Source organism: Pseudomonas sp., from assembly GCF_028293835.1.
In the GTDB taxonomy this organism is placed as follows: Bacteria; Pseudomonadota; Gammaproteobacteria; order Pseudomonadales; family Pseudomonadaceae; genus Aquipseudomonas.
The window spans coordinates 146492-171028 of record NZ_JAQGNX010000170.1 but is presented as its reverse complement, the minus strand read 5'-3'; the positions used below and the strand labels follow the sequence as shown (position 1 = coordinate 171028).

Sequence of the window (24537 nt, the reverse complement as noted above, 5' to 3'; positions counted from 1 at the left end):
CGCTGCCATTACGACCATGCCCCGGGGCGGAGGTTGCGTCGCCTGTCAGATAATTCGTACCAAGCGTCAAAGTGGCAGGCAGACCCGAAACAAAGCCCCGGCGCCCTCCTCGCTTTCCACGCTAATGGTGCCGGCGTGGGCGGTGACGATCTGTTCGGAAATGAACAAGCCCAGACCCAAGCCAGCAATGGCGTGCTTGGCCGACACTCGTTCAAATTGCTGGAAAATTCGCTTCTGATTCTCTTTGCTGACGCCGATGCCGTGATCAAGGACATCCACTCGCGCCTGCCCATCCTGGCTATAAACCCGGATATCGATGGGTTTGCGTGCACCATAGCGCAGGGCGTTGGTCAGTAGATTGGCAATCACTTGTTCGATGCGAAACTCGTCCCATGTGCCCACCACCGGTTGATCACCGGTCAGTGAAACACTGGTTTCGGCGGCGGCGATCTGCGCCGAGAAGCTTTCCAGCAGGTTACTCACCAGTTGCGCCAGGTCGAAACGACTGGGACGGATCGACAACTTGCCGGTACGGATTCGCGACACATCGAGCATGTCCTCGATCAACCTGATCAAGCTTTGAATCTGCCGCTCGTCACGGTCGACCATCGCCCGGAGCTTGTCCAGCGTGAACGCCGCAGTATTGTCTTTGGCCAGATGCAGCTTGCGCAACTGGGTCTCCAGAATCAACCCGTTGAGTGGCGTACGCACTTCATGGGAGACGATCGACATAAAGTCATCGCGCATACGTACGGCGTGTTCCAGTTCGTTCTGCGTGGCCTGCAGTTGTTTAAGCAAAGCTTCTTGTTCCTGGCGGCTACGCTCCAGCGCCTCAACCTGACGATTCATAGCCTTGCGTTGGCGATAAAGGTCCACGAAGACGTTGACCTTGCTTTTCACCGCATGGATATCCAGCGGTTTGTGCAAAAAATCCACCGCACCACTTTCGTAACCCTTGAAGGCATAGTTCAGCTCGCGACCGGCAGCGCTGACAAATACGATGGGGATGTTTTTGGTTTTTTCTGTGCCGCGCATCAGCTCGGCCAGTTGGAAACCGTTCATCCCCGGCATCTGCACGTCAAGGATGGCCATCGCAAATTCATGTTGCAGCAGCAACGACAGCGCCTCGTCGGCGGACAGCGCCTTATAGACGGCGCGGTCTTCGCGCTTGATCAGTGCTTCAAGGGCCAGTAGGTTTTCTGGCAGATCGTCAACGATCAGCAGTTTGGCTTGGACTTCACTTAGCATGCGATTCTTTCCAACTCGACAAGCATTTGGCCAATGTTATTCAAAGACAGGATGTAATCGGGAGCGCTCAGAGCCAACGCGGCTTCGGGCATGATCGATGCCTGGGCAGTCCCCGGGTCTTGGACGATAGTGAATCCGCCTCGCCGTTTGATCTGAGCCAAACCCTGCGCGCCATCCGCGTTGGCGCCCGTCAGCAGCACGCCCGCCAGGCGTCGACCGAAGGCATCGGAGGCCGACTCGAAGAGGATGTCGATGCTGGGGCGAGAATGGTGCACCCGGTCCTCCAGGCTCAACGACAAGCTCAGATCATTCTCTACCGACACGTGATAACCGGGAGCGGCAAAATACAGCGTGCCGGCTACGATGACTTCTTTGTCATCCACTTCCTTCACCGGCATTTTCAGGTGCTGCTGAAAAACCTCAGCCAAGCGGCTATGGCGCTCGTTTGGCAAGTGCAGGACAACAATGATTGGCAGAAGAAAGACAACTGGCAGCTCTGAGAAAACCTTCAGCAAGGCCTCAACGCCGCCCGCCGATGCGCCAATGACAATCGCGTCGACAATCGGTAACGGCTTGCGCGGCAAAAGCGACGCGATCTCAGGGCTGTTCATGATTTACGGTAGATCCGTTCTTGCTTGACCAAGGCCTCGAAGTCATTGCTATAGGCCGAAAAATCGAGCGTCTCTTTACTGCCCAACACCAAAAACCCCCGGTGGCAGAGCGAGTCGTGGAACAGACCGAAAGCACGGTCCTGTAATTTTTTATTGAAATAAATCAAGACGTTACGGCACGATATAAGCTGCGTTTCGGAGAAAACACTGTCGGTGGCGAGACTGTGGTCAGCAAATGTCACATTCTCGCGCAGGGTTTTATCGAAAATGGCAAAGTCATAAGCGGCCGTGTAATAGTCCGAAAAAGCCCGCTGGCCGCCGGCCTTCTGATAATTTTCGGTGTACGCACGGATATTTCCCAGGGCAAAAATGCCCTGCTTGGCTTTTTCCAGAGAGCGAGGGTTGATGTCTGTCGCGTAAATAATCGTGCGCTCAAGCAAGCCCTCCTCGCGCAACAGGATGGCCATGGAATAGACCTCTTCACCGGTACTGCACCCCGCGATCCAGATCTTGATCGACGGATAAGTTTTAAGCAAAGGCACGACTTCTTGACGAATTGCCAGGAAATGCGTCGGATCGCGAAACATCTCACTGACCGGAATCGTCAGGAACTGCAACAACTGCAAGAACGCCGACGAGTCGTGCAATACCCGCTCTTGCAGAGCTGAAATCGTTTTGCAATCGAACTGGAGCAAGGCATGGTTCACCCGACGCTTGATTGAAGCACCCGAGTAATCGCGGAAGTCATAGCTGTACTTGAGATAAATGGCCTCAATCAACAGACGCAATTCAATCTCAGCGTTTCGTTCATGAGGCATGACATACATCCAGTGGCACAAGACTGAGGTCCATCTTAGTAGCTGCCAAATCGTAGACGTTCAATTCAGATCCGCTCCATTTTTGGCAGCCACACGCGGATCAGCGAGAACAGCCGATCAAGGTCGATGGGTTTGGCCAGATAATCGTTGGAACCCGCTTGCAGGCAGCGCTCCTGGTCATCTTTCATGGCCTTGGCAGTGACCGCAATGATCGGCAATTTACGCCAGCGTGGGTCTTTGCGAATTTCGATGGTGGCTTCATACCCATCCATTTCCGGCATCATCACGTCCATCAGGACCAGGTCGATATCATCGACTTCACCGAGTTTCTTGATCGCCTCGATGCCATTGCGGGCTATTTCAACAACAGCGCCTTTATGCTCCAGGGCACTGGTCAGGGCAAAGATGTTGCGCACGTCGTCATCGACAACGAGGATTTTCCGCCCTTCAAAGACTTTGTCCCTGCTACGAGCGGTTTTAAGCATTGACTGGCGTTCGCTGGAGAGTTTGGATTCGACTTTGTGCAGGAACAACGTCACTTCGTCGAGCAGTCGCTCCGGTGAACGGGCGCCTTTGATGATGATTGAACGGGAGTATTTGAGCAGCTCCGCTTCTTCATCCCGGGTCAGGTTGCGCCCGGTGTAGACAATGACGGGTGGAAATGCACAGATATCATCGGTTGCCATGCGCTTGAGCAAGTCGTTGCCGAGCATGTCAGGCAGTTTCAGGTCGATGATCATGCAGTCATAAACATTGTCCCGCAACAAGGCCAACGCATCCTGAGCGAAGCCAACGGCGGTGATTTCGATGTCGTCATCGCCGATCAGGCGGGCAATGCTGTCGCGTTGCAGGGCATCGTCTTCCACCAACAGGATGCGTTTGACCTTTTGCGTCAATTTCGCTTCGAGCTTGGCGAACACATCCTTGAGTTCTTCACGGGTGGTCGGTTTAACCGCATAACCGATGGCACCCATGTGCATGGCCGCTTCCTGACGATCCTCTACCGAGATCACGTGCACCGGGATATGCCGGGTGGGCGCTAGCTCTTTCAGGCGCTGCAGCACGGTCAGGCCCGAATGATCTGGCAAGCGCATGTCCAGCAAAATAGCGTCGGGTATGAATTGCACCGCGAGATCGAAGCCTTCATCTGCCGCGTGGGCCACCAGGCATTGGTAGCCCAGTTCATGGGCCAGGTCGAAGAGGATTTGCGCAAACCGCACTTCGTCTTCAATCACCAAAATACAACGTTTGTTGAACGGCGCGTTGTTTCGGTCGTCGGCGAACACCGGGATCGGCTCTTGCATCGCAACGGGAAGCACGACCGGCGTCATCACGACGGAAAGCATCGGCGCTTTGACCACTGCCGGCTGCTCGCCGTACTCAAGTTGCACCTGCTCGACGTATTGCTCAGGCAATACCAAGCTGAAGATGCTGCCTTGCTCAGGGGCGCTGGTCACGGTGATGGAACCGCCCAGCAGCTTCGCCAGGTCCCGTGAGATCGATAAGCCGAGGCCGGTGCCGCCGTAACGCCGGTTAGTGGTGCCGTCTGCCTGCCTGAACGCCTCAAAGATGCTCTGCTGCTGTTCTTCGGCAATCCCGATGCCTGAATCGCGAATGGTAAACGTGATGCCTTCGCCAGGCTGCCGGGACACGATCAAACCGACACTGCCGCGCTCGGTGAATTTGATTGCGTTGGATAACAAATTCTTGAGAATTTGCTCAAGACGCTGGCGGTCCGTGTACAGGATGGTCGGCGTACCCGCCTGCAAATCGACCTGGAAATCGAGCTTTTTGTCGTTGGCCATCGGTTGAAACATGCTGCGCAGGCCTTCGACCAGACGCGCGACGCTGGTATTTTCCGGGCGCATATCGAGCTTGCCGGCTTCGACTTTAGAGATGTCGAGAATGTCGTTGATCAGGTTCAGCAAGTCGTTGCCGGCGGAATAAATTGATTCGGCGAATTTGACCTGCTCACCGGTCAAGTTATCCAGTGGGTTCTCTGCCAGCAGCTTCGCCAAAATCAACGAACTGTTTAGCGGTGTACGCAGCTCGTGGGACATGTTGGCGAGGAATTCTGACTTGTACTTACTGGAGCGTTGCAGCTCATCGGCACGTGCTTCCAGCTCGACCTGGGCGACACTCAGTTTTTCATTGTTACGGTCCAAGGCATCACGCTGGTCTGCGATGGCCTGGCTTTGCGCTGCCAACTGTTCGTTGGTCTGTTCAAGTTCTGCCTGTTGAGTTTCCAGATGGACCTGGGACTCCTTGAGAATCCGCGACTGCTCCTCAAGCTCCTCGTTGGCGGTTTTCAGCTCTTCTTGCTGAACTTGCAATTCTTCGTTCAATTGCTGGGTTTCAGCCAACACTTCCTGTAACCGCTGACGGTAGCGCGCCGCCTCCATGGACGTGCCGATGTTGTCAGAAATAACCTTGAGAAATTCCACATCACGGTCGGTCAGTGGTCGCAAAAATCCCAGTTCGATAATGCCGTTGACCTGATCGTCGTTACTGGTAGGCACTATCATCACGCTGCGTGGCGAGGCGTCGCCTAAACCTGAACTGACCTTGAAGTACTCGTGGGGCACATCGTCCAGAGTGATGATTTTGTCTTGCTGCGCCGCTTGACCGATCACACCTTCGCCGCTGTAGATCGATTGTTCGTGCTGCTCCTGATCCCGCGAGAATCCGTAAGAAGCCACGCGCCGAAACCCGCCGTGCTCCTGCCGCACGTACATCGCCGCCACCACAGACCCGAGGTATTGAGCAAAAAACTGCAGGACATTGCGCCCTAGCAGACTCACCGTTAGTTGGCCAAGAACCTGTTCGGCCAACTCGCTCTGGCCGTTACGCAACCAGGCCACATGCTCCAAGCGCTGGGCATTGCTCACCTGCAGCTTGAGGTTCTCGCTGTAATTGTTTGATAACGTAAGCATATCGCGACGACCGATATAGGCGATCAGGCCGCTGATCAAGAGCACGAAGATCAAGTAGAGCGTGACGGTAAAAATGGTAGTCCGCGTGACGTCTTCGTTGCGCGTGGTCCGCAACTGTTGTTCGGTCTGCACCGCGACTTCGTACTGGCTACGAATCTCATCGGACAAACGCTTGCCGCGACCCGCCAGGATTGCACTTTGGTAGTCGCCGTTTTGTCGCCGCAGGGTGATCATTTCCTGGGCGAAGTCGTTCCAGTCGTTTTGCAGCGCAGACAGGCGCTGAAAGCGGTCGACCTGGGTGGGATTATCCTGGACGAGTGCTTCAAGGCCTTTCAGCTCGTTTCTTATGGCTGGCTTGGCCACTTCATAGGGGTCGAGAAAATGCTCATCGCCGGTCAGCAAGAAACCGCGCATGCCTGTTTCCATATCGACTGACAACTTGAGGGCGCGATCAGCGTTGTTGATGACCCGATCGGTGTGCTCAACCCATTGAATAACCGACAGTAGATAACTGATTAAAACGATAAAAAACACCGCACTCAACACCCCCACGCCTAATGGCAAGGCGATGTTGCGGGTCAACATTTTACGGAAGCGTTGTTCGTCAATCGAAGACGGATGGTTCATCGGGGAGGTCCGGGCGAATTCATCGAAACCGCAGAGTTTGCCGCAAATGTCAGAAAAAGACTTGATTAGTAACGTAAAAAACAAATATTTCAGCTACCAATTCCACGGTCCGGTCGATTTGCAAGGCATTAACCCATAAAACCCATGAACAACCACTCATTTGAATACAAACTCGTCTATTTTTGAACTTGTTCTCATCTTTTACTCACTGATGAATAGGCTAAACAGAGACAATTGACCACCCACTAGGCCGCCATCATCAGGAGCAACCCCATGTCCCCAGCAACCAGCACCATTCTCGTAGTGGAAGATGACAACATCGTGCGTATGTTGATAGTGGACGTGCTTGAGGAACTGGAATACACCGTGTTCGAAGCGGCCGACGCCGAATCCGCCCTGGCGCAGCTGAGCGATCAGGAAAAAACGTTCGATTTGCTGATGACTGATCAAGGCTTGCCCGACATGAAAGGCGTTGATCTTGCGCAACGGGCATTGGTATTGCGCCCTGCATTGCCAGTGCTGTTTGCCAGCGGCTATGCGGAGAATATCGACGTCCCGAAAGGGATGCATGTGATCGGCAAGCCGTTCTCGATTGATCAACTGCGTGACAAGGTCCGGGCGATTTTGAGTCAGGTGCATTGATGTCCAGGGGATTGCTCGAGACGTCGCTGTTCCGTGATTGCCAGCTAGCTGTTTGTGCGAGGGAAATGCCCTACAGGCGTTGCGCAGACTGAGACTTGTTAGTGCGCTGAAGCCTGCGCAACTTGGCACAAAAATCATGATTTCAGGGCTGAAAGTTGTGACACAACGGCCTTAGGCTACTGTTTTTGTTGGTAAAAAATTGATTGGCATGACTCTTGATGAAGACACGTCGCCCACGCAGTAGTGCATCAGGCGTGGGACCGTGTATTTATTAGTCAGGAGAGCTCCATGCCAACACCCGCATATTTGACGATCAAAGGTTCCAAGCAAGGCCTGATCACCGAAAATACATTCACCGCCCAGTCGGTTGGCAACATCTATCAAGAAGGTCATGAAAACCAGATTCTGGTTCAGGCCTTTAATCATCAAATTATCATTCCACGTGACCCGCAGTCCGGCCAACCAACCGGCCAGCGTGTTCACAGGCCGTTGATGATCACTAAAGTTTTCGACAAGTCTTCGCCGCTGATTTTCAACGCATTAACGTCTGGCGAGATGCTGGAAGAATGCAATCTGCAATTCTTCCGAACTTCTTCCACGGGGGCTCAGGAACACTACTTCACCATCGCGTTGTTCGATGCGATCATCGTCGAAGTAAACTCGCATATGCCTAACTGCCAGGATCCAGGCAACTCTCATTTCACCCACCTGGAAGATGTCTACTTCAGCTATCGCAAAATCACTTGGGACCATGAAGTCAGCAAATCTACTGGTTCTGACGATTGGCGCACTCCAGTCGCGGGCTAACCTCGACAGACGTAACGCAACGGCCGGGTTCCTGGCCGTTGTTGACAGCGTCCTGTGCTTTAATTGCCTCCCGCGTTTTCAAGAAGTTTATGTCCATGCTCTCCCTTCTGCCAAGCACTCCCACCCATGTGCTCATCATTGGTTACGTCTGGCCCGAACCGCGTTCATCCGCGGCGGGTGGGCACATGATGCAGCTGATCGAGTGTTTTCAGGAGCAAGGGTGGCAGATTACCTTCAGCAGCCCGGCAGCAGCGGGCGAACACAAGGCTGATCTTGTGGCCTTGGGGATCACCGAAGTCGGCATTGAGCTTAACAGCAGCAGTTTCGATACCTTTATTACCGAGTTGAATCCTGACATCGTGCTGTTTGACCGCTTCATGATGGAAGAGCAATTCGGCTGGCGCGTGGAGAAATTTTGCCCCAACGCCCTGCGCATTCTTGAAACAGTCGACTTGCACAGCCTGCGCGAAGCTCGTCATCAGCTGTTAAAAAATCACCTTAACAACGCCCCCCAACCCGATGATCTTACGGATTTTTTTGCCGCGTCAGAACATGCCATGTTCCAACCTATGGCTAACAGTGACGCAGCGCAGCGTGAAATAGCGGCCATCTACCGGTCTGACCTCAGTTTGATGATCTCTGACAAGGAAATTGACCTGCTGGTTGAGCAGTTCAAAGTGCCCAGCGCCTTGCTGCACTGGTGTCCATTGCTGCTGGCAACCGTGCCCACCACATCGCCCTCCTTCGTTGAACGAGCGAACTTCCTCAGCATCGGTAATTTCCGCCACGCCCCCAACTGGGACGCGGTGTTGTGGATGAAGACAGCCATTTGGCCGCTGATCCGTCAACAGTTGCCAACAGCGCAGTTACATATTTATGGGTCCTACACGCCGCCGAAAGCTACTGCGCTGCACAACCCGGCGCAGGGGTTCCATGTCATGAACTGGGCCGAAGACGCGCTTCAGGTAATGTCTACTGCGCGGGTTTGCCTGGCGCCGTTGCGTTTTGGCGCTGGAATCAAGGGCAAGCTCGTTGACGCCATGATCTGCGGCACACCCAGCGTGACCACACCCATCGGTGCCGAAGGCATGCACGGCGACCTGCCGTGGCCCGGCGCAATCGCAACCAGTGCCCGACACCTTGCTGACTCAGCCGTTGAACTCTATCGAAACGAAGCGCTGTGGGACAAAGCGCAAAGCGACTGCCGGGGGATATTGGCCGATCGCTATCCATTCAAACCGCATTGCGCGAGCCTGATTGCCAAAATTGAAGCCTGCCGAGCAAACCTGGCACACCACCGCACCGACAACTTCACCGGCGCCATGCTCCGTCACCATCACCATAAAAGTACCCAATACATGGCACAGTGGATTGAGGCAAAGAATCGGGTTTCATAATGAGTCTTGAGTTGGGCGTTTGCGGTGGCACGTAAGAAGCTGGAGGTTCCCGCGTAGGGGAATCTCCTGAAATCTGGCTCAACGCCGTACCGAATATCCTGGATTGATAAGATTACTGTGCTTTCAATCCAAGGACAGATGCTCATGCCAATGCTCCAAAGGGCATTATGCTGACTAAACGGCTGTTTATTTACTTATTGCTTGCGTCCTCGCTGCTCTGTAACGGCTGGATTTGGTTTATCAGCCCGAATCCACCTCGGCTCGACAAGGTCGTCCTTAAATATCCGATTGGAGACCAAGAAGTTATCTACGGCATCCGCACAGATGGCGGCGGCGCGACCGGCGGGTTCAGTTACCGATATTATTTGAGAAACGGTGGATCCAGTAACGATGATGAGATTCTATCGTCACTCGTCAACGCCTCCCCGTTCCTCATCACAAAGGACCCGAAAATAAGGATTGAATCCCGTGGCGCGGAATTGAAACTTTGGTTGGCCGGACGCATTGATCGGTTTCACAGCCAAGTCATTGTCCGCCGTAGCAGCGATGACTACCACGTGATGAATACCAGCCTGACATCTATCAGCGGTGAATTAGGGTCGATGCAGTAAGAGAGGCCGCGTCGGGCTTTGCCGATCAGCGGCCTTCTACTTGGCCGACGCGTCAGTCAGGTTTGCGCAGTAAATAAGTGTCCATTATCCAGCCTTTTTCACGCCGGACCGTTTCGCGAACACGCTGGATTTCTGCGCTGACATCTTTTAGCTTACCTGCGATCAGGATTTCATCTGGCGTGCCCAAATAGGCGCCCCAATAAATGTGCAGATCAGTCTCCGCGAACGCCTCAAACCCGCAGTTCGCATCAAGCATCACCACGACATTAGTGATCTGGTCCTCGCGACACTCTGCCAAACGCCGTCCAGTGGTGATCTGGATCGGCTCTCCGATACGATTCAGTGGTATTCGATGCTGTGCCACCAGTGCCTGCACGCTGGTGATCCCGGGAATGACCTGATAATCAAACAGCTGAGCGCCGCGGGCCAGTACCCGGTCAAGAATGCGCAAGGTGCTGTCGTAAAGCGACGGGTCACCCCAAACCAGAAATCCCCCCACCTCGCCCTCGCCCACTTCATCAGCAATCAATTGCTCGAACAGCACCGCGCGCTGTTCATGCCACGCCTCAATTCCTGCCTCATAAGACTGCGGGTTGCCGAGCCGCTTAGGGTCAAGTACCTGAACGATCCGGTAGTCATCATGGGTGATGTAGCGTTCACAAATGTCCGTTCTCAAACGCAGCAGATCGTCGTTTGCGTAGCCCTTATCGAGCAAAAAGAACACGTCAGTCCGATTAAGCGCATTCACCGCCTGCACCGTGATCTGCTCGGGATGCCCTGCGCCAATGCCAATTAGCAGGATTTTTTTCATTAGTAACAACTCCCTAAGTGACGCCAACCGCGAGCGTGTGGATATTGGACCACTGCTCAAGCGTACGCAAAGCAGCAGATTGACTTTATCCCCAAACAGGTATAATTTCACCCATGCCATACGGAAATGACAAGCGCCTGTACTGGGTCGCAAGCAGTAAAAAGGATTTAACCAACATGCCCGAAGCAGTCCAAGACACATTTGGTTTTGCCCTTCACCTTGCCCAGCAAGGCGGCAAGCATCCAGATGCAAGTGGTCGAGAGTCAGGACACCAACACGTATCGCGCGGTATACACCGTTCGTTTCGGCGGCACGGTTTATGTGCTGCATTGTTTCCAGAAAAAGTCCGTCAAGGGTATCCAGACGCCTCAACCGGGAACCTCCTTGATCAAGGCTCGCTTCCTGGCGGCAGAACTCCATTCAAAAGGATGCACCCATGACTGAGATAGAATCCGGCAGCGGTAACGTCTACGCCGATGTTGGCCAGACCGGCGCCAGCGAGATGCTGGTCAAAGCCCAACTGGCGGCAAAAATAGGTAGCATCATAAAGGCCCGGCATCTGACCCAGGTCCAGGCCGCCGAAATTCTCGCCATGCCCCAACCCAAGGTTTCTGAAATGCTGCGGGGCAAGTTTCGCGGCATCAGCGAATCAAAAATGATCGACTGCCTTGCACGTTTGGGCCGCGACGTACAAATTGTCGTCAAGACTGCACCGAAATCCCGGGGTGAAGGACGTGTGGTAGTAATATTTGCCTGATCGACCGTCCTGACTGTTACATCAACACGACGACCTAATAATGACAAAAACGACGAGAATCACCGATCCGTCCTACGAGCTGATGGACGACCACAATGGCCTCTCGATCATCTACCGCGAGCATGGTTTCCCGTGCCCGTTGGTGCGCTGGCATTTTCACAAGGAATACGAGCTACATTTGATTGTGGCCAGTTCAGGAAAGGTCTTCGTCGGCGATTACATTGGTAACTTTTACCCGGAGAGCCTGTTTCTGACTGGCCCTAACCTGCCACACAACTGGATCAGTCAGGTCGATGAGCATGAAGTGGTGCCCAAGCGCGATATGCTGGTGAATTTCACCGATGAGCTGTTCGAAAGCGGGAATTTGGTATTCGCTGAACTCAAAACGCTAACCCCGTTGCTGGAGCGCGCCCAGTACGGTGTGGAATTTCGCTGCAAGCGCACCATTCGTCAGGCCATGAAGTTGATGCAAAAGATCGCCGACAGCAAAGGCATTAGCCGTTTGGGGCATTTTTTCATCCTGCTGGAGCTGCTGGCCGCCAGCGACGATATTCAACTACTGTCTGGCACCCAGTCACCGCAGTTGCCCGACGAACACAGCGTCGACCGCACCAACCGCGCCGTGGATTATATTTTTGCCCACTACGCTCGCGAGTTGCCCCTTGAAGAAGTTGCCGACTATCTGGGCATGAAACCCACCTACTTTTCCCGGGTGTTCAAGCAGGCCACGGGGCGTTGCTTCGTTGAGTTCGTCAACCGGTTACGCATCAGTAAATCCTGCGAACTGCTGACAGTAGGCGATAAACCGGTGACCGACGTCTGTTTCGAATCGGGGTTCAATAACATTTCCAACTTCAACCGGCGCTTCCAACAACTCAAAGGCATGACGCCGTCCCACTACCGCCGATTGGCGGTGCAACGCATGACTGAACAAAACCTGTACTGAATTACCCCGCCCCGACGCCCTTCAAAAATGCTGAAACCGCTCTATGCTATGCAGGGGCGGTATTTCAGTGCGTTTACATTTACGTACCCAGTGCAAAAAAGTATCGGTTTGAGTGCTGCGCAGGATTTGTCATTGCGCGCTGAGACCGTTGTAATCAGTTCACAGTTTCCGTACCTCCGGAAGCTACAAAAACAATAACCGACCCTCTGTAGCCCCTGGGCACAGAAGAGGAGTAATCGATGAAGACCCCCGCAAAATTGCTACTGGCAAGCACCTGTCTGGTTCTCAGCGGCGTCGCCTCAGCTGGCACTGTGACCATCGCCACGGTCAACAACAGTGACATGATCCGCATGCAGCGTCTCTCCAAAACCTTCGAGCAAGAACACCCCGACATCAAACTCAATTGGGTAGTGCTGGAAGAAAACGTCCTGCGTCAACGCTTGACTACTGACATCGCCACCAAGGGCGGACAGTTCGATGTGCTGACGATCGGCATGTACGAAGCCTCACTCTGGGGTCAGAAAGGCTGGCTGCAAGAGATGAAGGATTTGCCGGCCAGCTATGCCCTGGACGACGTCTTCCCTTCGGTACGTGACGGCCTGTCCGTCGACGGTAAACTCTTCGCCCTGCCGTTCTACGCTGAAAGCTCGATGACGTATTACCGCACCGACTTGTTCAAGGCTGCCGGGTTGACCATGCCTGAGCGCCCCACCTGGACGCAGATAGCCGAGTACGCAGCAAAGCTGACCGACAAGACCAAAGAACAGTACGGTATCTGCCTGCGCGGTAAAGCGGGCTGGGGCGAAAACATGGCGCTGATCAGCACCGTCGCCAACTCGTTTGGCGCACGCTGGTTCGACGAACAGTGGAAACCACAGTTCGACCAGCCGGAATGGAAAAACGCGCTGAATTTCTACGTCAATACGATGAAAGCGTCTGGTCCTCCTGGCGCCTCCAGTAACGGTTTTAATGAAAACCTGGCGCTGTTCAACAGCGGCAAATGTGCAATCTGGGTCGATGCTACCGTTGCCGGCTCGTTCGTCACCGACAAGACCCAAAGCAAAGTGGCTGACAATGTAGGTTTCACCTACGCGCCCCATGAAGTGACCGATAAAGGCTCTGCCTGGTTGTACTCGTGGGCTCTGGCGATTCCAACCAGCGCAAAAAACCAGACTGACGCTAAGGCCTTCAGTCAATGGGCGACTTCCAAGGAATACGCCGCGTTAGTCGCCAAGACTGACGGCGTCGCCAACGTGCCACCCGGCACCCGTGCGTCGACCTACAGCGACGCGTACATGGCCGCTGCACCTTTCGCCAAAATCACCCTGGAATCGCTCAAAGCGGTTACGCCAAAAACGCCGACTCTCAAGCCGGTGCCGTATGTTGGCATTCAGTTGGTGACCATCCCTGAGTTCCAGGCGATCGGTACGTCCGTTGGGCAACAGTTCTCGGCGGCGCTGGTCGGTTCGAGCACGGTTGATGCAGCGCTGGCTACCGCGCAGACCGCTACCGAGCGAGACATGAAGCGCGCGGGCTATCCAAAGAAATAATCACGATTGACTGTTGTCTGTGCCGAGCGGCTTGCCCCTCGGCACCTTGTCCAGGCTTGCACCGAGTTTCGGAGTCACCATGAATACTTCTGCCATCAATCCTCATCTGGATACGTCCAGCCCGACCCCCAAAGCAAAAAGTCACCTGACTAAACCGGGCTGGTTTCTGGTGAGCCCCTCGGTGTTGTTGTTGCTGGTATGGATGATCGTACCGCTGGGCATGACCATCTACTTCTCAACCATTCGTTACAACCTGCTGTCGCCCGGTGACGAAGAGTTCGTTGGCATAGAAAACTTCGTCTATTTCGTCACCGACAGTGGTTTTATTCCAGGTGCAACCAACACGCTGTTGCTGGTGGGCAGCGTACTGGCGATCAGCGTGATCCTTGGCGTATTGATTTCCGCCCTGCTGGAGGCCAGCGAATTCCTCGGCCGCGGCATTGTGCGTGTGATGTTGATTTCACCGTTTTTCATCATGCCAACCGTCAGCGCTTTAATTTGGAAAAACCTGCTTTTCCACCCGGTCTCGGGAATTCTCGCGGCCGTATGGAGAGCGTTCGGTGCCCAGCCAGTGGATTGGCTCGCCAACTACCCACTGATGTCGATCATCATCATTGTCTCTTGGCAATGGCTGCCCTTCGCTATCCTGATCCTGATGACCGCCATGCAATCCCTGGATCAAGAACAGAAAGAAGCAGCGCGGCTGGACGGCGCCGGTCCTATCGCGATTTTCTGGTATCTGACCCTGCCGCACCTGGCGCGCCCAATTGCGGTGGTGATCATGATCGAGACGATTTTCCTGCTCTCGGTGTTCGCTGAAATCTTTACGACCACCAACGGCGGCCCGGGCTTTGCCTCGACCAACCTGGCGTACCTGATCTATAACCAGGCGTTGCTGCAATTCGACGTCGGTATGGCATCGGCTGGCGGCTTGATCGCCGTGGTCATCGCCAACATTGCCGCGATTATCCTGATTCGGATGATCGGCAAAAACCTCACCGACAAGTCATGAGGGCCTTGCCATGATGACGCTAAAACAATCTCGTCGTATGCAGAGCGTGTTGCTTGGCGCGCTGTCGTGGGCGATTGCGGCACTGATCTTTTTCCCGATTTTCTGGATGGTCTTGACCAGTTTCAAGACCGAGATCGACGCTTTCGCCACGCCGCCACAGTTCTTCTTCACCCCTACCCTGGAAAATTACATTCACATCCAGGAACGCAGTGATTATTTTCACTTCGCCTGGAACTCGATAGTCATCTCGTTCAGCGCAACCATCCTTTGCCTGATCATCGCGGTGCCGGCAGCCTACTCCATGGCCTTCTTCGAGACCAAGCGTACCAAAGGCACACTGTTGTGGATGCTCTCGACCAAAATGCTGCCGCCCGTTGGCGTACTGATGCCGATCTACTTACTGGCCAAAACCTTCGGCCTCCTGGACACGCGTTTTGCGCTGATCGCCATCTATACCCTGATCAACCTGCCGATTGTGGTCTGGATGATTTACACCTACTTCAAGGACATTCCACCGGACATTCTCGAAGCCGCACGTCTGGACGGGGCCACCACCGCCCAGGAAATCTTCCGGGTGCTGGTGCCGATCTGTAAAGGCGGTCTGGCATCGACCGCGCTGTTGTCATTGATCCTGTGTTGGAACGAGGCGTTCTGGTCGCTGAACCTGACCTCATCCCAAGCCGCCCCATTGACGGCTTTGATCGCGTCCTACTCAAGCCCCGAAGGTCTGTTCTGGGCCAAGCTGTCCGCCGTCTCGACGCTGGCCTGTGCACCGATCCTGATCTTCGGCTGGATCAGCCAAAAACAACTGGTTCGCGGCCTGTCTTTCGGCGCCGTCAAATAACAAGTTTCAGCCTCTTCAACGAGCGCAGAACGGAGGCCATATGGCTAACCTGAGCATCAGAAATTTACAAAAAGGCTTCGACGGCCATTCCATCCTCAAGGGTATTGACCTGGATGTTCGCGACCGCGAGTTCGTGGTCTTCGTCGGCCCGTCCGGCTGTGGCAAATCCACCCTGCTGCGGTGCATCGCCGGGCTTGAAGACGTCACTGGCGGCACTATCGAACTGGATGGCCGCGACATCACCGAGGTGTCCCCGGCCAAGCGCGACCTGGCCATGGTGTTTCAAACCTACGCCTTATACCCGCACATGACGGTGCGCAAAAACATGTCGTTCGCCCTTGACCTGGCGGGCGGAAAGAAAGCCGAGGTTGATCGTAAGGTCGGCGAAGCAGCGCGCATCTTGCAATTGGAACCGCTACTTGACCGTAAACCGAAGCAGCTTTCCGGTGGGCAACGCCAGCGTGTCGCCATCGGCCGTGCCATCGTGCGCAACCCGAAAATCTTCCTGTTCGATGAGCCGCTGTCCAACCTCGACGCCGCCTTGCGTGTGCAAACCCGCCTAGAGCTGTCGCGTCTGCACAAAGAACTGAAAGCGACGATGATTTACGTGACCCACGACCAGGTCGAAGCCATGACCCTGGCCGACAAAGTCGTCGTGCTGAACGCGGGCAAAGTGGAACAGGTCGGCACACCGCTGGAGCTGTATCACCACCCGGCCAACCTGTTTGTCGCGGGCTTTCTCGGCACGCCGAAAATGGGCTTTCTCAAGGGCAAAATAAGCCGCGTCGACAGCACGGGCTGTGATGTGTCGCTGGATGCCGGGGCAATTGTCAGCCTGCCATTGAATGGCGCCAGCGTCAGCGTCGGCAGCCCGGTAACACTGGGTATTCGTCCGGAGCACTTGAACATCGCCAACACCGGCGATTGTCAGATGCAGGTGATTGCGGACGTCAGCGAACGCCTGGGCAGTGACACCTATTGCCATGTCCGCACTCAATCCGGCGAAGCCTTGACCATGCGTATCCGTGGCGATCTTGCGAGCAATTACGGCGAAACGCTGCACCTGCACCTGGATAGCGCCCATTGTCATTTGTTCGACGCCCAAGGCCTGGTTATCGCCAACGCCTTGCAGGTCGCCGCTTAAGTACCCGGGAACCCTGACCATGAAGCTTAACAAGCAAAACCTGTCGCAACTGGATCCGCACATTGCTCGCCCGGCCTATTCGCCGAAGGATACCAGCCAAGGCATCGCGCACATCGGTGTCGGTGGTTTCCATCGGGCGCATCAGGCGTTTTACACCGATGCGCTGATGAACAAAGGCCAAGGCTACGACTGGTGCATCTGCGGCATTGGCCTGCGCCCGGAAGACCTTGGGGTGCGCGACGCACTGCAAGATCAGGATTATCTTTATACGCTGTATGAACTGGGTGATACCGACGACACAGAAACCCGCGTCATCGGCTCCATCAGCGAGATGTTGCTGGCCGCCGACGGCATTCAGGCGTTGATCGACAAGCTCGCCAGTCCGCAGATTCGTATCGTCTCGCTGACCATCACTGAAGGCGGTTATTGCATCGATGACAGCAACGGCGAATTCATGGCGCACCTGCCCCAGATTCGCCACGACCTGGCGCACCCTGGCGAACCAACCACCGTGTTCGGCCTGCTGTGCGCAGCCTTGGCCAAACGCCGGCAAAACGGCACGCCCGCATTTACCTTGATGTCGTGCGATAACCTGCCGCACAACGGTGCTGTCGCCCGCAAAGCCCTGCTGGCTTTTGCCGCACTGCGCGACGCTGATTTGCACGACTGGATTGCTTCCAACGTCAGCTTCCCTAACGCCATGGTCGATCGCATCACGCCCATGACCAGCACCGCTCACCGTCTGCAACTGCATGATGAAAAAGGCATCGACGATGCCTGGCCAGTGGTCTGTGAACCGTTTGTGCAATGGGTGCTGGAAGACAAGTTCGTCAATGGCCGTCCAGCGTGGGAAAACGTCGGCGTGCAGTTCACCGACGACGTCACGCCCTACGAAGAGATGAAGATCAAATTGCTCAACGGCAGCCATTTGGCGTTGACCTATTTGGGCTTCTTGCAGGGTTATCGTTTCGTTCACGAAACCATGAACGATCCGTTGTTCGTGCGGTACATCCGCACCTACATGGACCTGGACGTCACGCCACAATTGGCGTCGGTGCCAGGTATCGACCTGGAAACCTACAAGGACACGCTGATTCAGCGCTTCTCCAACCAGGCCATTGCCGATCAACTGGAGCGCGTATGCTCCGACGGTTCGTCGAAGTTTCCCAAATTCACCGTGCCGACCATTAATCGGCTGATTCTTGATAAGGGTAACCTCGACCGCGCCTCCCTGGTAGTTGCCGCTTGGGCGCTGTACCTCAAGGGCGAAGACGAGAACGGCGTGACGTTCAAGATTCCCGACCCGCGTGCCGAGTTCTGCCAGGCATTGGTGGCCGATGATGTATTGATCACCCAGCGCTTGCTAGCGGTCGAAGAAATTTTCGGTGCAGCTATTCCGCAGTCGCCTGAGTTCGTCGCGTCGTTCGAACATAACCTGAACAGCCTGCGTGAACTGGGCGTGCAAAAAACCCTGGAAAATCTGCTGGCCAAAAGCGCCTGAGGTGACCCTATGTTTCTCGGTATTGACTGCGGCACCCAAGGCACCAAAGCGATTGTGCTCGATGCCGAGAGCGGGAAGGTCCTTGGCCAGGGCTCAGGCCCACACACGTTGATCAGCGCCGCCAATGGGCGGCGCGAGCAAGACGTGTCGCAATGGCTGGCTGCCTTCCAACAGGCAACCCGTGAGGCGTTGGCTGAAGCGGGCGTCAGCGGCGCGCAGATCCAGGCCATCGGAGTTTCCGGGCAGCAGCACGGGCTGGTACTGCTGGATCAGAGTGGCGAGGTATTACGCCCCGCCAAACTCTGGTGCGACACCGAAACCACCCCTGAGAACGATCGACTGCTGGACTATTTAGGCGGCGAGAAAGGCTCATTGGAACGTCTCGGCGTTGCTATCGCACCCGGTTATACGGTGTCTAAGCTGCTGTGGACCAAGGAACAGCACCCGGATGTGTTCGCCCGCATCGACAAAATCCTGTTACCCCACGATTACCTGAATTACTGGCTCACTGGCCGCTGCTGCAGCGAATTTGGTGACGCCTCTGGCACGGGTTATTTCAACGTGCGCACCCGCAGCTGGGATTTGGCCCTGCTGGACTATATCGACCCCAGTGGTCATTTGAGTCGGGCCTTGCCGCAATTGCTGGATGCTCAGCAAAGCGTCGGCAAGATTCGGTCAGAGATTGCTCAACTGTTGGGGCTCAACCCCGAGGCGATTGTCTCCAGCGGCGGCGGTGACAACATGATGGGCGCCATCGGCACCGGCAATATCGGGCCGGGTTCGATCACCATGAGCCTTGGCTCCTCCGGCACGGTTTACGCCTATGCCGACGAAGCCCGGGTCAGCGATCAAGCCTCGGTGGCGACTTTCTGTTCGTCATCGGGCGGTTGGTTGCCGCTGATCTGCACCATGAACCTGACTAACGCCACCAGCGCCGTCCGCGAGCTATTCGCGCTGAATATCGGCGAATTCAACCTGGCCATCGCCGAGGCACCCATTGGTGCGCAAGGGGTGTTGATGTTGCCGTTTCTCAACGGCGAACGCGTACCTGCCCTGCCCAACGCTACGGGCAGTATCCTGGGGCTCGACAGCACCAACCTGAATCAAGCCAATCTTTGCCGCGCGGTGGTCGAAGGCACGACCTTCGGTTTGCGCTACGGACTGGATTTGTTGCGAGCCAGCGGAATCAAAAGCCAGGCGATCCGGTTGATCGGCGGCGGTGCAAAAAGCGCGATTTGGCGGCAAATTGTCGCTGACATCATGGATACTCCAGTCGTTTGTACCGACCATAGCGAAGCGGCAGCCCTAGGCGCAGCCATTCAGGCTGCATGGTGCTGGGGCGAAGAAAACGGACAAACATCCGGGCTCAAGGAGTTGTGCCAACGTTGCGTCAGCCTTGATGCCGCCAGCGAGACCCAGCCGATAGCTGAAAACGTGTTGGCGTATCAGCAGGTTTATGATCATTACCGTTTGTGTTTGCAGGCCCTTTGAGGCCGTTTAAGTTTTGGAGCTTTTATGTTTTTAGTGTGTGGCGAAGCGCTGTTCGATTTTTTCAGCCAGCCGGAAGGCGGCAATCACAGCAATCGGGTGGACTTCCAAGCCGTTGCCGGCGGCTCGCCATTTAACGTCGCGGTCGGATTGAGCAGACTGGGCATTGACTCGGCGCTGTTTGCTGGTCTTTCCTCTGACTATTTGGGCCATCGCCTGCGCACCGTACTTAAAGACGAAGGTGTGCGGCCTGATTACCTGGTTGATTTCGAAGCGCCCACGACATTGGCCATGGTCGCCGTGGGCGATGACGGGTCGCCACAGTACAGCTTTCGTGGTGAAGGCTGTGCAGACCGTCAGTTACGGCTCGAGCATTTGCCGGTGCTGGACGAACAGGTGCGTGGCCTTCACATTGGCTCGTTTTCCTTGGTGGTGCGCCCGATAGCGGATACGTTGCTGGCCTTGGTCAGGCGCGAAAGCTCACAACGGCTGATCAGCCTGGACCCTAATATTCGCCTCAACCCAGAGCCGGACATTCAACGCTGGCGCGAGCAGATCAGTGCCTTTGCCGAGCACGCGCACTTGATCAAAGTCAGCGACGAGGACCTTTCGTTGTTGTACCCGGACCTTGACCCACAAACCGTCGCCGAAGGCTGGTTAAACCAACGCTGCCAATTGGTGTTCCTCACCCGCGGCGCTCAAGGGGTCAGCGTTTTCACCCGCCAGCACGGCACGTGGTCGGTTCCCGCCCGAGAAGTCATCACCGCCGATACCGTCGGCGCGGGCGACACTTTTCAAGCCGCCTTGATCACCTATCTCACCGAACACCAACTCGACAGCCCGTCCGGCCTGGAAGCCCTGTCACGGGAACACATCACCGAGATGATGCAATTCGCCGTGGCAGCAGCGGCGCTGACCTGCACCAAGGTCGGACCGGACCTGCCGTATCGGGATGAATTGGTTGGGGTCGACATGCCAGAAAATCGCGGATAACCCGGCCTCATGGCGGCATTTGGGAATGGGGCGTACCTGACACACCGCCTTCGCGAATGAATTCTCCCATTACAGTCAGTTGCGCGATGCCTAAGACCCGGAGGACGATGCACGTCCTTAAACACCCTGTTGAATCTTTCGAGGAACCAGCATGAGCCTGTCTTATTACCAATTATCCGTCCCGGTTTTTTTGCGCGGCCTCGATAACCTGTCGAAGTTGCTGGATAAGGCTGTTGAACATTGCGCCGCTAATGGCGTGGCGATGGAAGAACTGTTACTGGCCCGTCTCGCTCCGGACATGTTCACCCTTACAGGCCAGATCCAGACCGCCAGCGACGCCTCTAAACTGTGTACCGCACGTTTGGCTGGCGTATCCGCGCCGAGCTATCCGGATACCGAAACGACCCTTGAGCAGCTGCGTGAGCGTATCGTCAACACCCAAGCGTTTATCCGCAGCGTGACGCCAGAACAGTACGAAGCCAATGCGGGCAAGACCATCACCCTGAAAACTCCGGGTCGGGACATGATCTTCAGCCAGCAGGATTACCTGCTGCATTTCGCCCACCCGAACTTCTACTTTCACCTGACCACGGCTTACGACATCCTGCGCCATAAAGGCGTAGCGATTGGCAAGATGGATTTCCTCGGTGGAATTTAACGCCCAGGGTAAGACTCAACAGCGACACATAACAGAATCAGGCAAGAACCGGGCAGCATTCAGATAGCATTGCTAACCGCCCGGTTTTAAGCTGAGTCCGTGCCAGTAGCAACGCTGCTGCCGTTGGCAATCGGGTCCTCAGCGCCGCTGGTTTTTTTGCTTGCTGCAGCCACTGCCGCACTGACCTTCCCGAACCTTCTTCAATGAATGTAAGGGAAGTCAACTGATGAAAAGCTTCTTGGCGGTAATCTTTACTTCGATGATCCTGGCCATCAGCGCCAGCGCCTGGGCAATGCCCAAAACGGCTATGCATAGCCGTAGCAGCGGCCAACATCTGATGCCCATCTACCTCACCCAAGTCGACAACGAACCTCTCAGCAGGCTGCTGATCAGCTGATTACCGTCGACAAATTCAGACGTTTTTGAAAGAAGAAACGCTGATGTCCCGGCGGAAAATCCTCGACTTTGGCAAACTCGACGAACCCATGCTTGCGATAGAACTCGGGCGCCTGGAAGCTGAACGTGTCCAGCCAGATTCCGATACATTCGTTTTTGCGCGCGTGGTCTTCGGCCATATGCATCAATCGCGAACCCATGCCCTGCCCTCGGCACTGGTCAGGCACGGCCAATAACTCGATAAACAGCCAGCTGTACAAGCTCCGCCCATAGAGGCCGCCGATGACCTCGTTACTTAACTCGTCACGGATCAATAGCGCGAATCGCTCGGGTTTGGCGTCACCCGCCTGGGCAACGTTATAAGCCCGCAATGGCTTGAGAATTGCCAAATACTCAGCTTCACCAGGCGCTTGCGAAACGTCTATTCGAACACTCATCAGCAATCCCTCTCGGCGGCAGTTAGCACTCAGTGTTTTACCTTGCGACGCATGAAGCCATTGATCACCACTACCACGACGGCAACCGCAATCGCGATGTATTGAAAGGTTTGTTCAGTGATCACACCGGTATTTTGCAGGTGCGACAGACCCAGCATAATAGCCAGCACCACAAGGGCGATCACAATCGAATAGCTCAAACGTTGTTTGTTAGTCATTGCGGCTTCCTGAATGTGCGTAGAAATCATCTGCTCTAAGCAAATGCGCGCTCATGGTAACGCCGTTGATCTGACCTGTCAGTCTGGCAACGCCGTGACTGCTGCTCCCTCGATCAAATCTGCCTCGGTGGAGACCGTAGCGTTTCATCTAATCAGTGCCAGACGACATTCAATGAGTCACCGTTGCATGGTCTAATGCCAGCCGTTTCCAGTAACGGAGAATCTTTCAAGGAATAAACAATGCCCCACGAAGCCAACTTGTTGCAGGCCGCGGTTGTATTTTTACTCGCCGCAGTTCTGACTGTGCCGCTAGCTAAACGTCTGCAATTGGGTGCGGTGCTGGGGTATTTGTTTGCCGGAGTCATCATCGGCCCCTCGGTTCTGGGCTTGATCGGTAACCCGCAAAGCGTCAGCGATATTTCCGAGTTGGGCGTGGTGCTGTTGCTGTTCATCATTGGCCTTGAACTGTCACCGCGACGATTGTGGGTGATGCGCAAGGCAGTGTTTGGTGTCGGCCTGGCCCAAGTGCTGGTGACCGGATTGGTGATCGGCGGCGTGGCGTTGTTCTTTTTTGACCAGCCGCTAAACAGCGCTGTGGTGCTTGGGCTTGGTTTGGCCTTGTCGTCCACAGCGTTTGGTTTGCAAAGCCTGGCCGAGCGCAAGGAGCTTAATAGCCCACATGGGCGAGCGGCCTTCGCAATCTTGTTGTTTCAGGACATCGCTGCTATTCCGCTGATCGCCATTGTGCCCTTCCTGGCCGGAGTCAATGACCACGTCAGCCAGGCCGATAAGCTGACCCATGCCGCCCAGGTGGTCGGCAGTATCGCGTTTTTGGTCGTTGGGGGTCGCTACCTGCTAAAACCGGTATTTCGCATCGTGGCCAAAACCGGCTTACAGGAAGTCTCGACCGCAACCGCATTGCTGGTGGTGATTGGCACCGCATGGCTCATGAGTCTGGTGGGTGTATCGATGGCGCTTGGCGCCTTTCTCGCCGGAATGTTGCTGGCCGATTCCGAGTACCGCCACGAACTTGAATCGCAAATCGAACCGTTCAAGGGTTTGTTGCTCGGGTTGTTTTTCATTAGCGTGGGCATGGGTGCCAACATCGCACTCTTGTTCAGTATGCCCGGCTTGGTGCTGGGCCTGATGGTGCTGTTGATTCTGCTGAAACTGCCGCTGTTGTACTGCATTGGCCGGCTGGCGGGTGGCCTCGGCAAACAGAGCGCCTTGCGCCTGGGCGTGGTGCTGGCGGCAGGTGGGGAGTTTGCCTTTGTGGTGTTCAAGATCGGCCGCGATCAAGGGCTGTTCGAGCCGCAGCTGTACGACCTGCTGATATTGACCATCACTTTATCCATGGCCCTGACGCCGTTGTTGTTGCTGCTGATTTCACGCGTACTCAAGCGCAAGGTCGTCCCTCAAGTCGTGCCTGATGAATATCGGGATATTGAAAGCGATGCACCACGGGTGGTGATTGCAGGGATGGGTCGTATGGGACAGATCATTGCGCGGATTCTGCGGGCGCAAAAGATATCGTTTGTGGCGCTGGACACTTCAGTGGAGTCCATTGAGTTCTCGCGCAGCTTTGGCCATATGCCGGTGTTTTATGGTGATCCATTGCGCCCGGAGATATTGCGCGCAGCCAAGGTCGATCAGGCTGAATTCTTCATCATTGCCACCGACGACCCCGATACCAACATCAAGACCGCTGAACTGGTACGCAAGCTGTACCCACAAATGAAAATCCTCGCCCGCGCCCGTAACCGCCAGCATGTGCATCGTCTGATGGAAGTGGACGCGCAGGCGGTGCGCGAGACGTTCTACTCCAGCCTGGAAATGAGCCGCCGCACCTTGGTCGGGCTTGGTTTGAGCCAAGCCCAGGCCGATGCGCGAATCAGCCGCTTCAAACGCCATGATGAGCAACTGCTTAACGCGCAGCATCTGGTGTACGACGATGCGGCGAAAGTCATGCAGTCCGCCGTAGAGGCACGAACTGAGCTAGCGAAGCTATTCGAGGCGGATCGATTGGAAGAGGAAAAGGCAGCGGATTAACGGGTTGATTGATAGGCTTTGGCTTTGGCTTTGGCTTTG

The 24537-nt window shown here is 55.3% G+C and carries 24 protein-coding genes; 17 read left to right on the top strand and 7 right to left on the bottom strand.

Annotated features, from left to right (window positions below; all coding sequences use genetic code 11):
* Nucleotides 1–66: 66 nt before the first annotated feature.
* The 4 genes from JWR17_RS23335 to JWR17_RS23320 all read right to left on the bottom strand — a co-directional run bounded on the left by JWR17_RS23335 (nucleotide 67) and on the right by JWR17_RS23320 (nucleotide 6237).
* Nucleotides 67–1248: a hybrid sensor histidine kinase/response regulator gene (locus tag JWR17_RS23335; RefSeq protein WP_299835280.1), complete on the bottom strand. Its 1182-nt coding sequence runs from the start codon at nucleotides 1246–1248 to the stop codon at nucleotides 67–69.
* Nucleotides 1242–1859 (bottom strand): chemotaxis protein CheB, encoded by a 618-nt coding sequence (locus tag JWR17_RS23330; RefSeq protein ID WP_299835278.1) that lies wholly within the window; start codon nucleotides 1857–1859, stop codon nucleotides 1242–1244. The genes JWR17_RS23335 and JWR17_RS23330 overlap by 7 nt, the downstream gene beginning before the upstream one ends.
* Nucleotides 1856–2677: a protein-glutamate O-methyltransferase CheR gene (locus JWR17_RS23325; RefSeq protein ID WP_299835276.1), complete on the bottom strand. Its 822-nt coding sequence runs from the start codon at nucleotides 2675–2677 to the stop codon at nucleotides 1856–1858. The genes JWR17_RS23330 and JWR17_RS23325 overlap by 4 nt, the downstream gene beginning before the upstream one ends.
* Before the next feature lie 65 nt (nucleotides 2678–2742).
* Nucleotides 2743–6237: a response regulator gene (locus tag JWR17_RS23320; protein WP_299835274.1), complete on the bottom strand. Its 3495-nt coding sequence runs from the start codon at nucleotides 6235–6237 to the stop codon at nucleotides 2743–2745.
* 273 nt (nucleotides 6238–6510) lie between these two features.
* On the opposite strand from JWR17_RS23320, the gene JWR17_RS23315 reads away from it, so the two are divergent.
* The 4 genes from JWR17_RS23315 (at nucleotide 6511) to JWR17_RS23300 (ending at nucleotide 9694) form a co-directional block, all read left to right on the top strand.
* Complete coding sequence (locus JWR17_RS23315; protein ID WP_299835272.1) at nucleotides 6511–6879, top strand: response regulator; 369 nt, start codon at nucleotides 6511–6513, stop codon at nucleotides 6877–6879.
* A 288-nt stretch (nucleotides 6880–7167) separates the two neighbouring features.
* Nucleotides 7168–7686: an Hcp family type VI secretion system effector gene (locus JWR17_RS23310; protein WP_299835270.1), complete on the top strand. Its 519-nt coding sequence runs from the start codon at nucleotides 7168–7170 to the stop codon at nucleotides 7684–7686.
* 95 nt (nucleotides 7687–7781) lie between these two features.
* Nucleotides 7782–9083 (top strand): glycosyltransferase family 4 protein, encoded by a 1302-nt coding sequence (locus JWR17_RS23305; protein ID WP_299835269.1) that lies wholly within the window; start codon nucleotides 7782–7784, stop codon nucleotides 9081–9083.
* 167 nt (nucleotides 9084–9250) lie between these two features.
* The gene (locus JWR17_RS23300) at nucleotides 9251–9694 is read left to right on the top strand and encodes a hypothetical protein (RefSeq protein WP_299835267.1); all 444 of its coding nucleotides are present in this window, start codon (nucleotides 9251–9253) and stop codon (nucleotides 9692–9694) included.
* Nucleotides 9695–9746: 52 nt separating this feature from the next.
* On the opposite strand, the gene cobF is transcribed toward JWR17_RS23300, so the two are convergent.
* Nucleotides 9747–10505 (bottom strand): precorrin-6A synthase (deacetylating), encoded by a 759-nt coding sequence (gene cobF, locus JWR17_RS23295; RefSeq protein WP_299835265.1) that lies wholly within the window; start codon nucleotides 10503–10505, stop codon nucleotides 9747–9749.
* A 246-nt stretch (nucleotides 10506–10751) separates the two neighbouring features.
* On the opposite strand from cobF, the gene JWR17_RS23290 reads away from it, so the two are divergent.
* The 12 genes from JWR17_RS23290 (at nucleotide 10752) to JWR17_RS23235 (ending at nucleotide 21795) form a co-directional block, all read left to right on the top strand.
* Complete coding sequence (locus tag JWR17_RS23290) at nucleotides 10752–10949, top strand: type II toxin-antitoxin system RelE/ParE family toxin (protein ID WP_299835352.1); 198 nt, start codon at nucleotides 10752–10754, stop codon at nucleotides 10947–10949.
* On the top strand, nucleotides 10942–11262 hold the full coding sequence (locus JWR17_RS23285) for a helix-turn-helix domain-containing protein (RefSeq protein WP_299835263.1): 321 nt from the start codon (nucleotides 10942–10944) through the stop codon (nucleotides 11260–11262). Before JWR17_RS23290 ends, JWR17_RS23285 begins: the two co-directional genes overlap by 8 nt.
* A gap of 40 nt (nucleotides 11263–11302) precedes the next feature.
* A complete protein-coding gene (locus JWR17_RS23280) occupies nucleotides 11303–12208 on the top strand; it encodes an AraC family transcriptional regulator (protein WP_299835261.1) in 906 nt (301 codons plus the stop codon).
* A 239-nt stretch (nucleotides 12209–12447) separates the two neighbouring features.
* Nucleotides 12448–13758 (top strand): sugar ABC transporter substrate-binding protein, encoded by a 1311-nt coding sequence (locus JWR17_RS23275; RefSeq protein WP_299835259.1) that lies wholly within the window; start codon nucleotides 12448–12450, stop codon nucleotides 13756–13758.
* A gap of 79 nt (nucleotides 13759–13837) precedes the next feature.
* Nucleotides 13838–14770, top strand: a complete 933-nt coding sequence (locus tag JWR17_RS23270; protein ID WP_299835257.1) for a carbohydrate ABC transporter permease — start codon at nucleotides 13838–13840, stop codon at nucleotides 14768–14770.
* A 10-nt stretch (nucleotides 14771–14780) separates the two neighbouring features.
* Complete coding sequence (locus tag JWR17_RS23265) at nucleotides 14781–15614, top strand: carbohydrate ABC transporter permease (RefSeq protein ID WP_299835255.1); 834 nt, start codon at nucleotides 14781–14783, stop codon at nucleotides 15612–15614.
* 40 nt (nucleotides 15615–15654) lie between these two features.
* Complete coding sequence (gene ugpC, locus JWR17_RS23260; protein ID WP_299835253.1) at nucleotides 15655–16758, top strand: sn-glycerol-3-phosphate ABC transporter ATP-binding protein UgpC; 1104 nt, start codon at nucleotides 15655–15657, stop codon at nucleotides 16756–16758.
* Between the two features lie 19 nt (nucleotides 16759–16777).
* Nucleotides 16778–18259, top strand: a complete 1482-nt coding sequence (locus tag JWR17_RS23255) for a mannitol dehydrogenase family protein (RefSeq protein WP_299835251.1) — start codon at nucleotides 16778–16780, stop codon at nucleotides 18257–18259.
* A gap of 9 nt (nucleotides 18260–18268) precedes the next feature.
* Nucleotides 18269–19750 carry a xylulokinase gene (gene xylB, locus JWR17_RS23250; protein ID WP_299835249.1) on the top strand — a complete coding sequence of 494 codons (1482 nt, stop codon included), beginning with the start codon at nucleotides 18269–18271 and terminating at the stop codon, nucleotides 19748–19750.
* A gap of 24 nt (nucleotides 19751–19774) precedes the next feature.
* A complete protein-coding gene (locus JWR17_RS23245; RefSeq protein ID WP_299835247.1) occupies nucleotides 19775–20740 on the top strand; it encodes a carbohydrate kinase in 966 nt (321 codons plus the stop codon).
* 151 nt (nucleotides 20741–20891) lie between these two features.
* A complete protein-coding gene (locus JWR17_RS23240; RefSeq protein WP_299835245.1) occupies nucleotides 20892–21398 on the top strand; it encodes a DUF1993 family protein in 507 nt (168 codons plus the stop codon).
* 226 nt (nucleotides 21399–21624) lie between these two features.
* The gene (locus JWR17_RS23235) at nucleotides 21625–21795 is read left to right on the top strand and encodes a hypothetical protein (protein ID WP_299835243.1); all 171 of its coding nucleotides are present in this window, start codon (nucleotides 21625–21627) and stop codon (nucleotides 21793–21795) included.
* Here the strand turns inward: JWR17_RS23235 and JWR17_RS23230 are convergent.
* Both JWR17_RS23230 and JWR17_RS23225 read right to left on the bottom strand, forming a co-directional pair.
* Complete coding sequence (locus JWR17_RS23230; RefSeq protein WP_299835241.1) at nucleotides 21788–22231, bottom strand: N-acetyltransferase; 444 nt, start codon at nucleotides 22229–22231, stop codon at nucleotides 21788–21790. The two genes, JWR17_RS23235 and JWR17_RS23230, sit on opposite strands and share 8 nt — an antisense overlap.
* Before the next feature lie 29 nt (nucleotides 22232–22260).
* Nucleotides 22261–22449 (bottom strand): hypothetical protein, encoded by a 189-nt coding sequence (locus JWR17_RS23225; protein ID WP_299835240.1) that lies wholly within the window; start codon nucleotides 22447–22449, stop codon nucleotides 22261–22263.
* A gap of 240 nt (nucleotides 22450–22689) precedes the next feature.
* Here JWR17_RS23225 and JWR17_RS23220 point away from each other — a divergent pair, with 240 nt between their 5' ends.
* The gene (locus tag JWR17_RS23220; protein WP_299835238.1) at nucleotides 22690–24498 is read left to right on the top strand and encodes a monovalent cation:proton antiporter-2 (CPA2) family protein; all 1809 of its coding nucleotides are present in this window, start codon (nucleotides 22690–22692) and stop codon (nucleotides 24496–24498) included.
* The last annotated feature ends 39 nt before the right edge of the window (nucleotides 24499–24537 follow it).

Excerpts from the sequence above, each read along its gene's own strand:
- JWR17_RS23245 (WP_299835247.1), top strand. The coding sequence starts at position 19,775 with ATGTTTTTAGTGTGTGGCGAAGCGCTGTTCGATTTTTTCAGCCAGCCG.
- ugpC (WP_299835253.1), top strand. The coding sequence starts at position 15,655 with ATGGCTAACCTGAGCATCAGAAATTTACAAAAAGGCTTCGACGGCCAT.
- JWR17_RS23315 (WP_299835272.1), top strand. The coding sequence starts at position 6,511 with ATGTCCCCAGCAACCAGCACCATTCTCGTAGTGGAAGATGACAACATC.
- xylB (WP_299835249.1), top strand. The coding sequence starts at position 18,269 with ATGTTTCTCGGTATTGACTGCGGCACCCAAGGCACCAAAGCGATTGTG.
- JWR17_RS23320 (WP_299835274.1), bottom strand. The coding sequence starts at position 6,237 with ATGAACCATCCGTCTTCGATTGACGAACAACGCTTCCGTAAAATGTTG.
- JWR17_RS23325 (WP_299835276.1), bottom strand. The coding sequence starts at position 2,677 with ATGCCTCATGAACGAAACGCTGAGATTGAATTGCGTCTGTTGATTGAG.
- JWR17_RS23310 (WP_299835270.1), top strand. The coding sequence starts at position 7,168 with ATGCCAACACCCGCATATTTGACGATCAAAGGTTCCAAGCAAGGCCTG.
- JWR17_RS23240 (WP_299835245.1), top strand. The coding sequence starts at position 20,892 with ATGAGCCTGTCTTATTACCAATTATCCGTCCCGGTTTTTTTGCGCGGC.
- JWR17_RS23305 (WP_299835269.1), top strand. The coding sequence starts at position 7,782 with ATGCTCTCCCTTCTGCCAAGCACTCCCACCCATGTGCTCATCATTGGT.
- JWR17_RS23225 (WP_299835240.1), bottom strand. The coding sequence starts at position 22,449 with ATGACTAACAAACAACGTTTGAGCTATTCGATTGTGATCGCCCTTGTG.
- JWR17_RS23335 (WP_299835280.1), bottom strand. The coding sequence starts at position 1,248 with ATGCTAAGTGAAGTCCAAGCCAAACTGCTGATCGTTGACGATCTGCCA.
- JWR17_RS23285 (WP_299835263.1), top strand. The coding sequence starts at position 10,942 with ATGACTGAGATAGAATCCGGCAGCGGTAACGTCTACGCCGATGTTGGC.
- JWR17_RS23290 (WP_299835352.1), top strand. The coding sequence starts at position 10,752 with ATGCAAGTGGTCGAGAGTCAGGACACCAACACGTATCGCGCGGTATAC.
- JWR17_RS23230 (WP_299835241.1), bottom strand. The coding sequence starts at position 22,231 with ATGAGTGTTCGAATAGACGTTTCGCAAGCGCCTGGTGAAGCTGAGTAT.
- JWR17_RS23235 (WP_299835243.1), top strand. The coding sequence starts at position 21,625 with ATGAAAAGCTTCTTGGCGGTAATCTTTACTTCGATGATCCTGGCCATC.
- JWR17_RS23270 (WP_299835257.1), top strand. The coding sequence starts at position 13,838 with ATGAATACTTCTGCCATCAATCCTCATCTGGATACGTCCAGCCCGACC.
- JWR17_RS23220 (WP_299835238.1), top strand. The coding sequence starts at position 22,690 with ATGCCCCACGAAGCCAACTTGTTGCAGGCCGCGGTTGTATTTTTACTC.
- JWR17_RS23280 (WP_299835261.1), top strand. The coding sequence starts at position 11,303 with ATGACAAAAACGACGAGAATCACCGATCCGTCCTACGAGCTGATGGAC.
- JWR17_RS23255 (WP_299835251.1), top strand. The coding sequence starts at position 16,778 with ATGAAGCTTAACAAGCAAAACCTGTCGCAACTGGATCCGCACATTGCT.
- JWR17_RS23265 (WP_299835255.1), top strand. The coding sequence starts at position 14,781 with ATGATGACGCTAAAACAATCTCGTCGTATGCAGAGCGTGTTGCTTGGC.
- JWR17_RS23300 (WP_299835267.1), top strand. The coding sequence starts at position 9,251 with ATGCTGACTAAACGGCTGTTTATTTACTTATTGCTTGCGTCCTCGCTG.
- JWR17_RS23275 (WP_299835259.1), top strand. The coding sequence starts at position 12,448 with ATGAAGACCCCCGCAAAATTGCTACTGGCAAGCACCTGTCTGGTTCTC.
- JWR17_RS23330 (WP_299835278.1), bottom strand. The coding sequence starts at position 1,859 with ATGAACAGCCCTGAGATCGCGTCGCTTTTGCCGCGCAAGCCGTTACCG.
- cobF (WP_299835265.1), bottom strand. The coding sequence starts at position 10,505 with ATGAAAAAAATCCTGCTAATTGGCATTGGCGCAGGGCATCCCGAGCAG.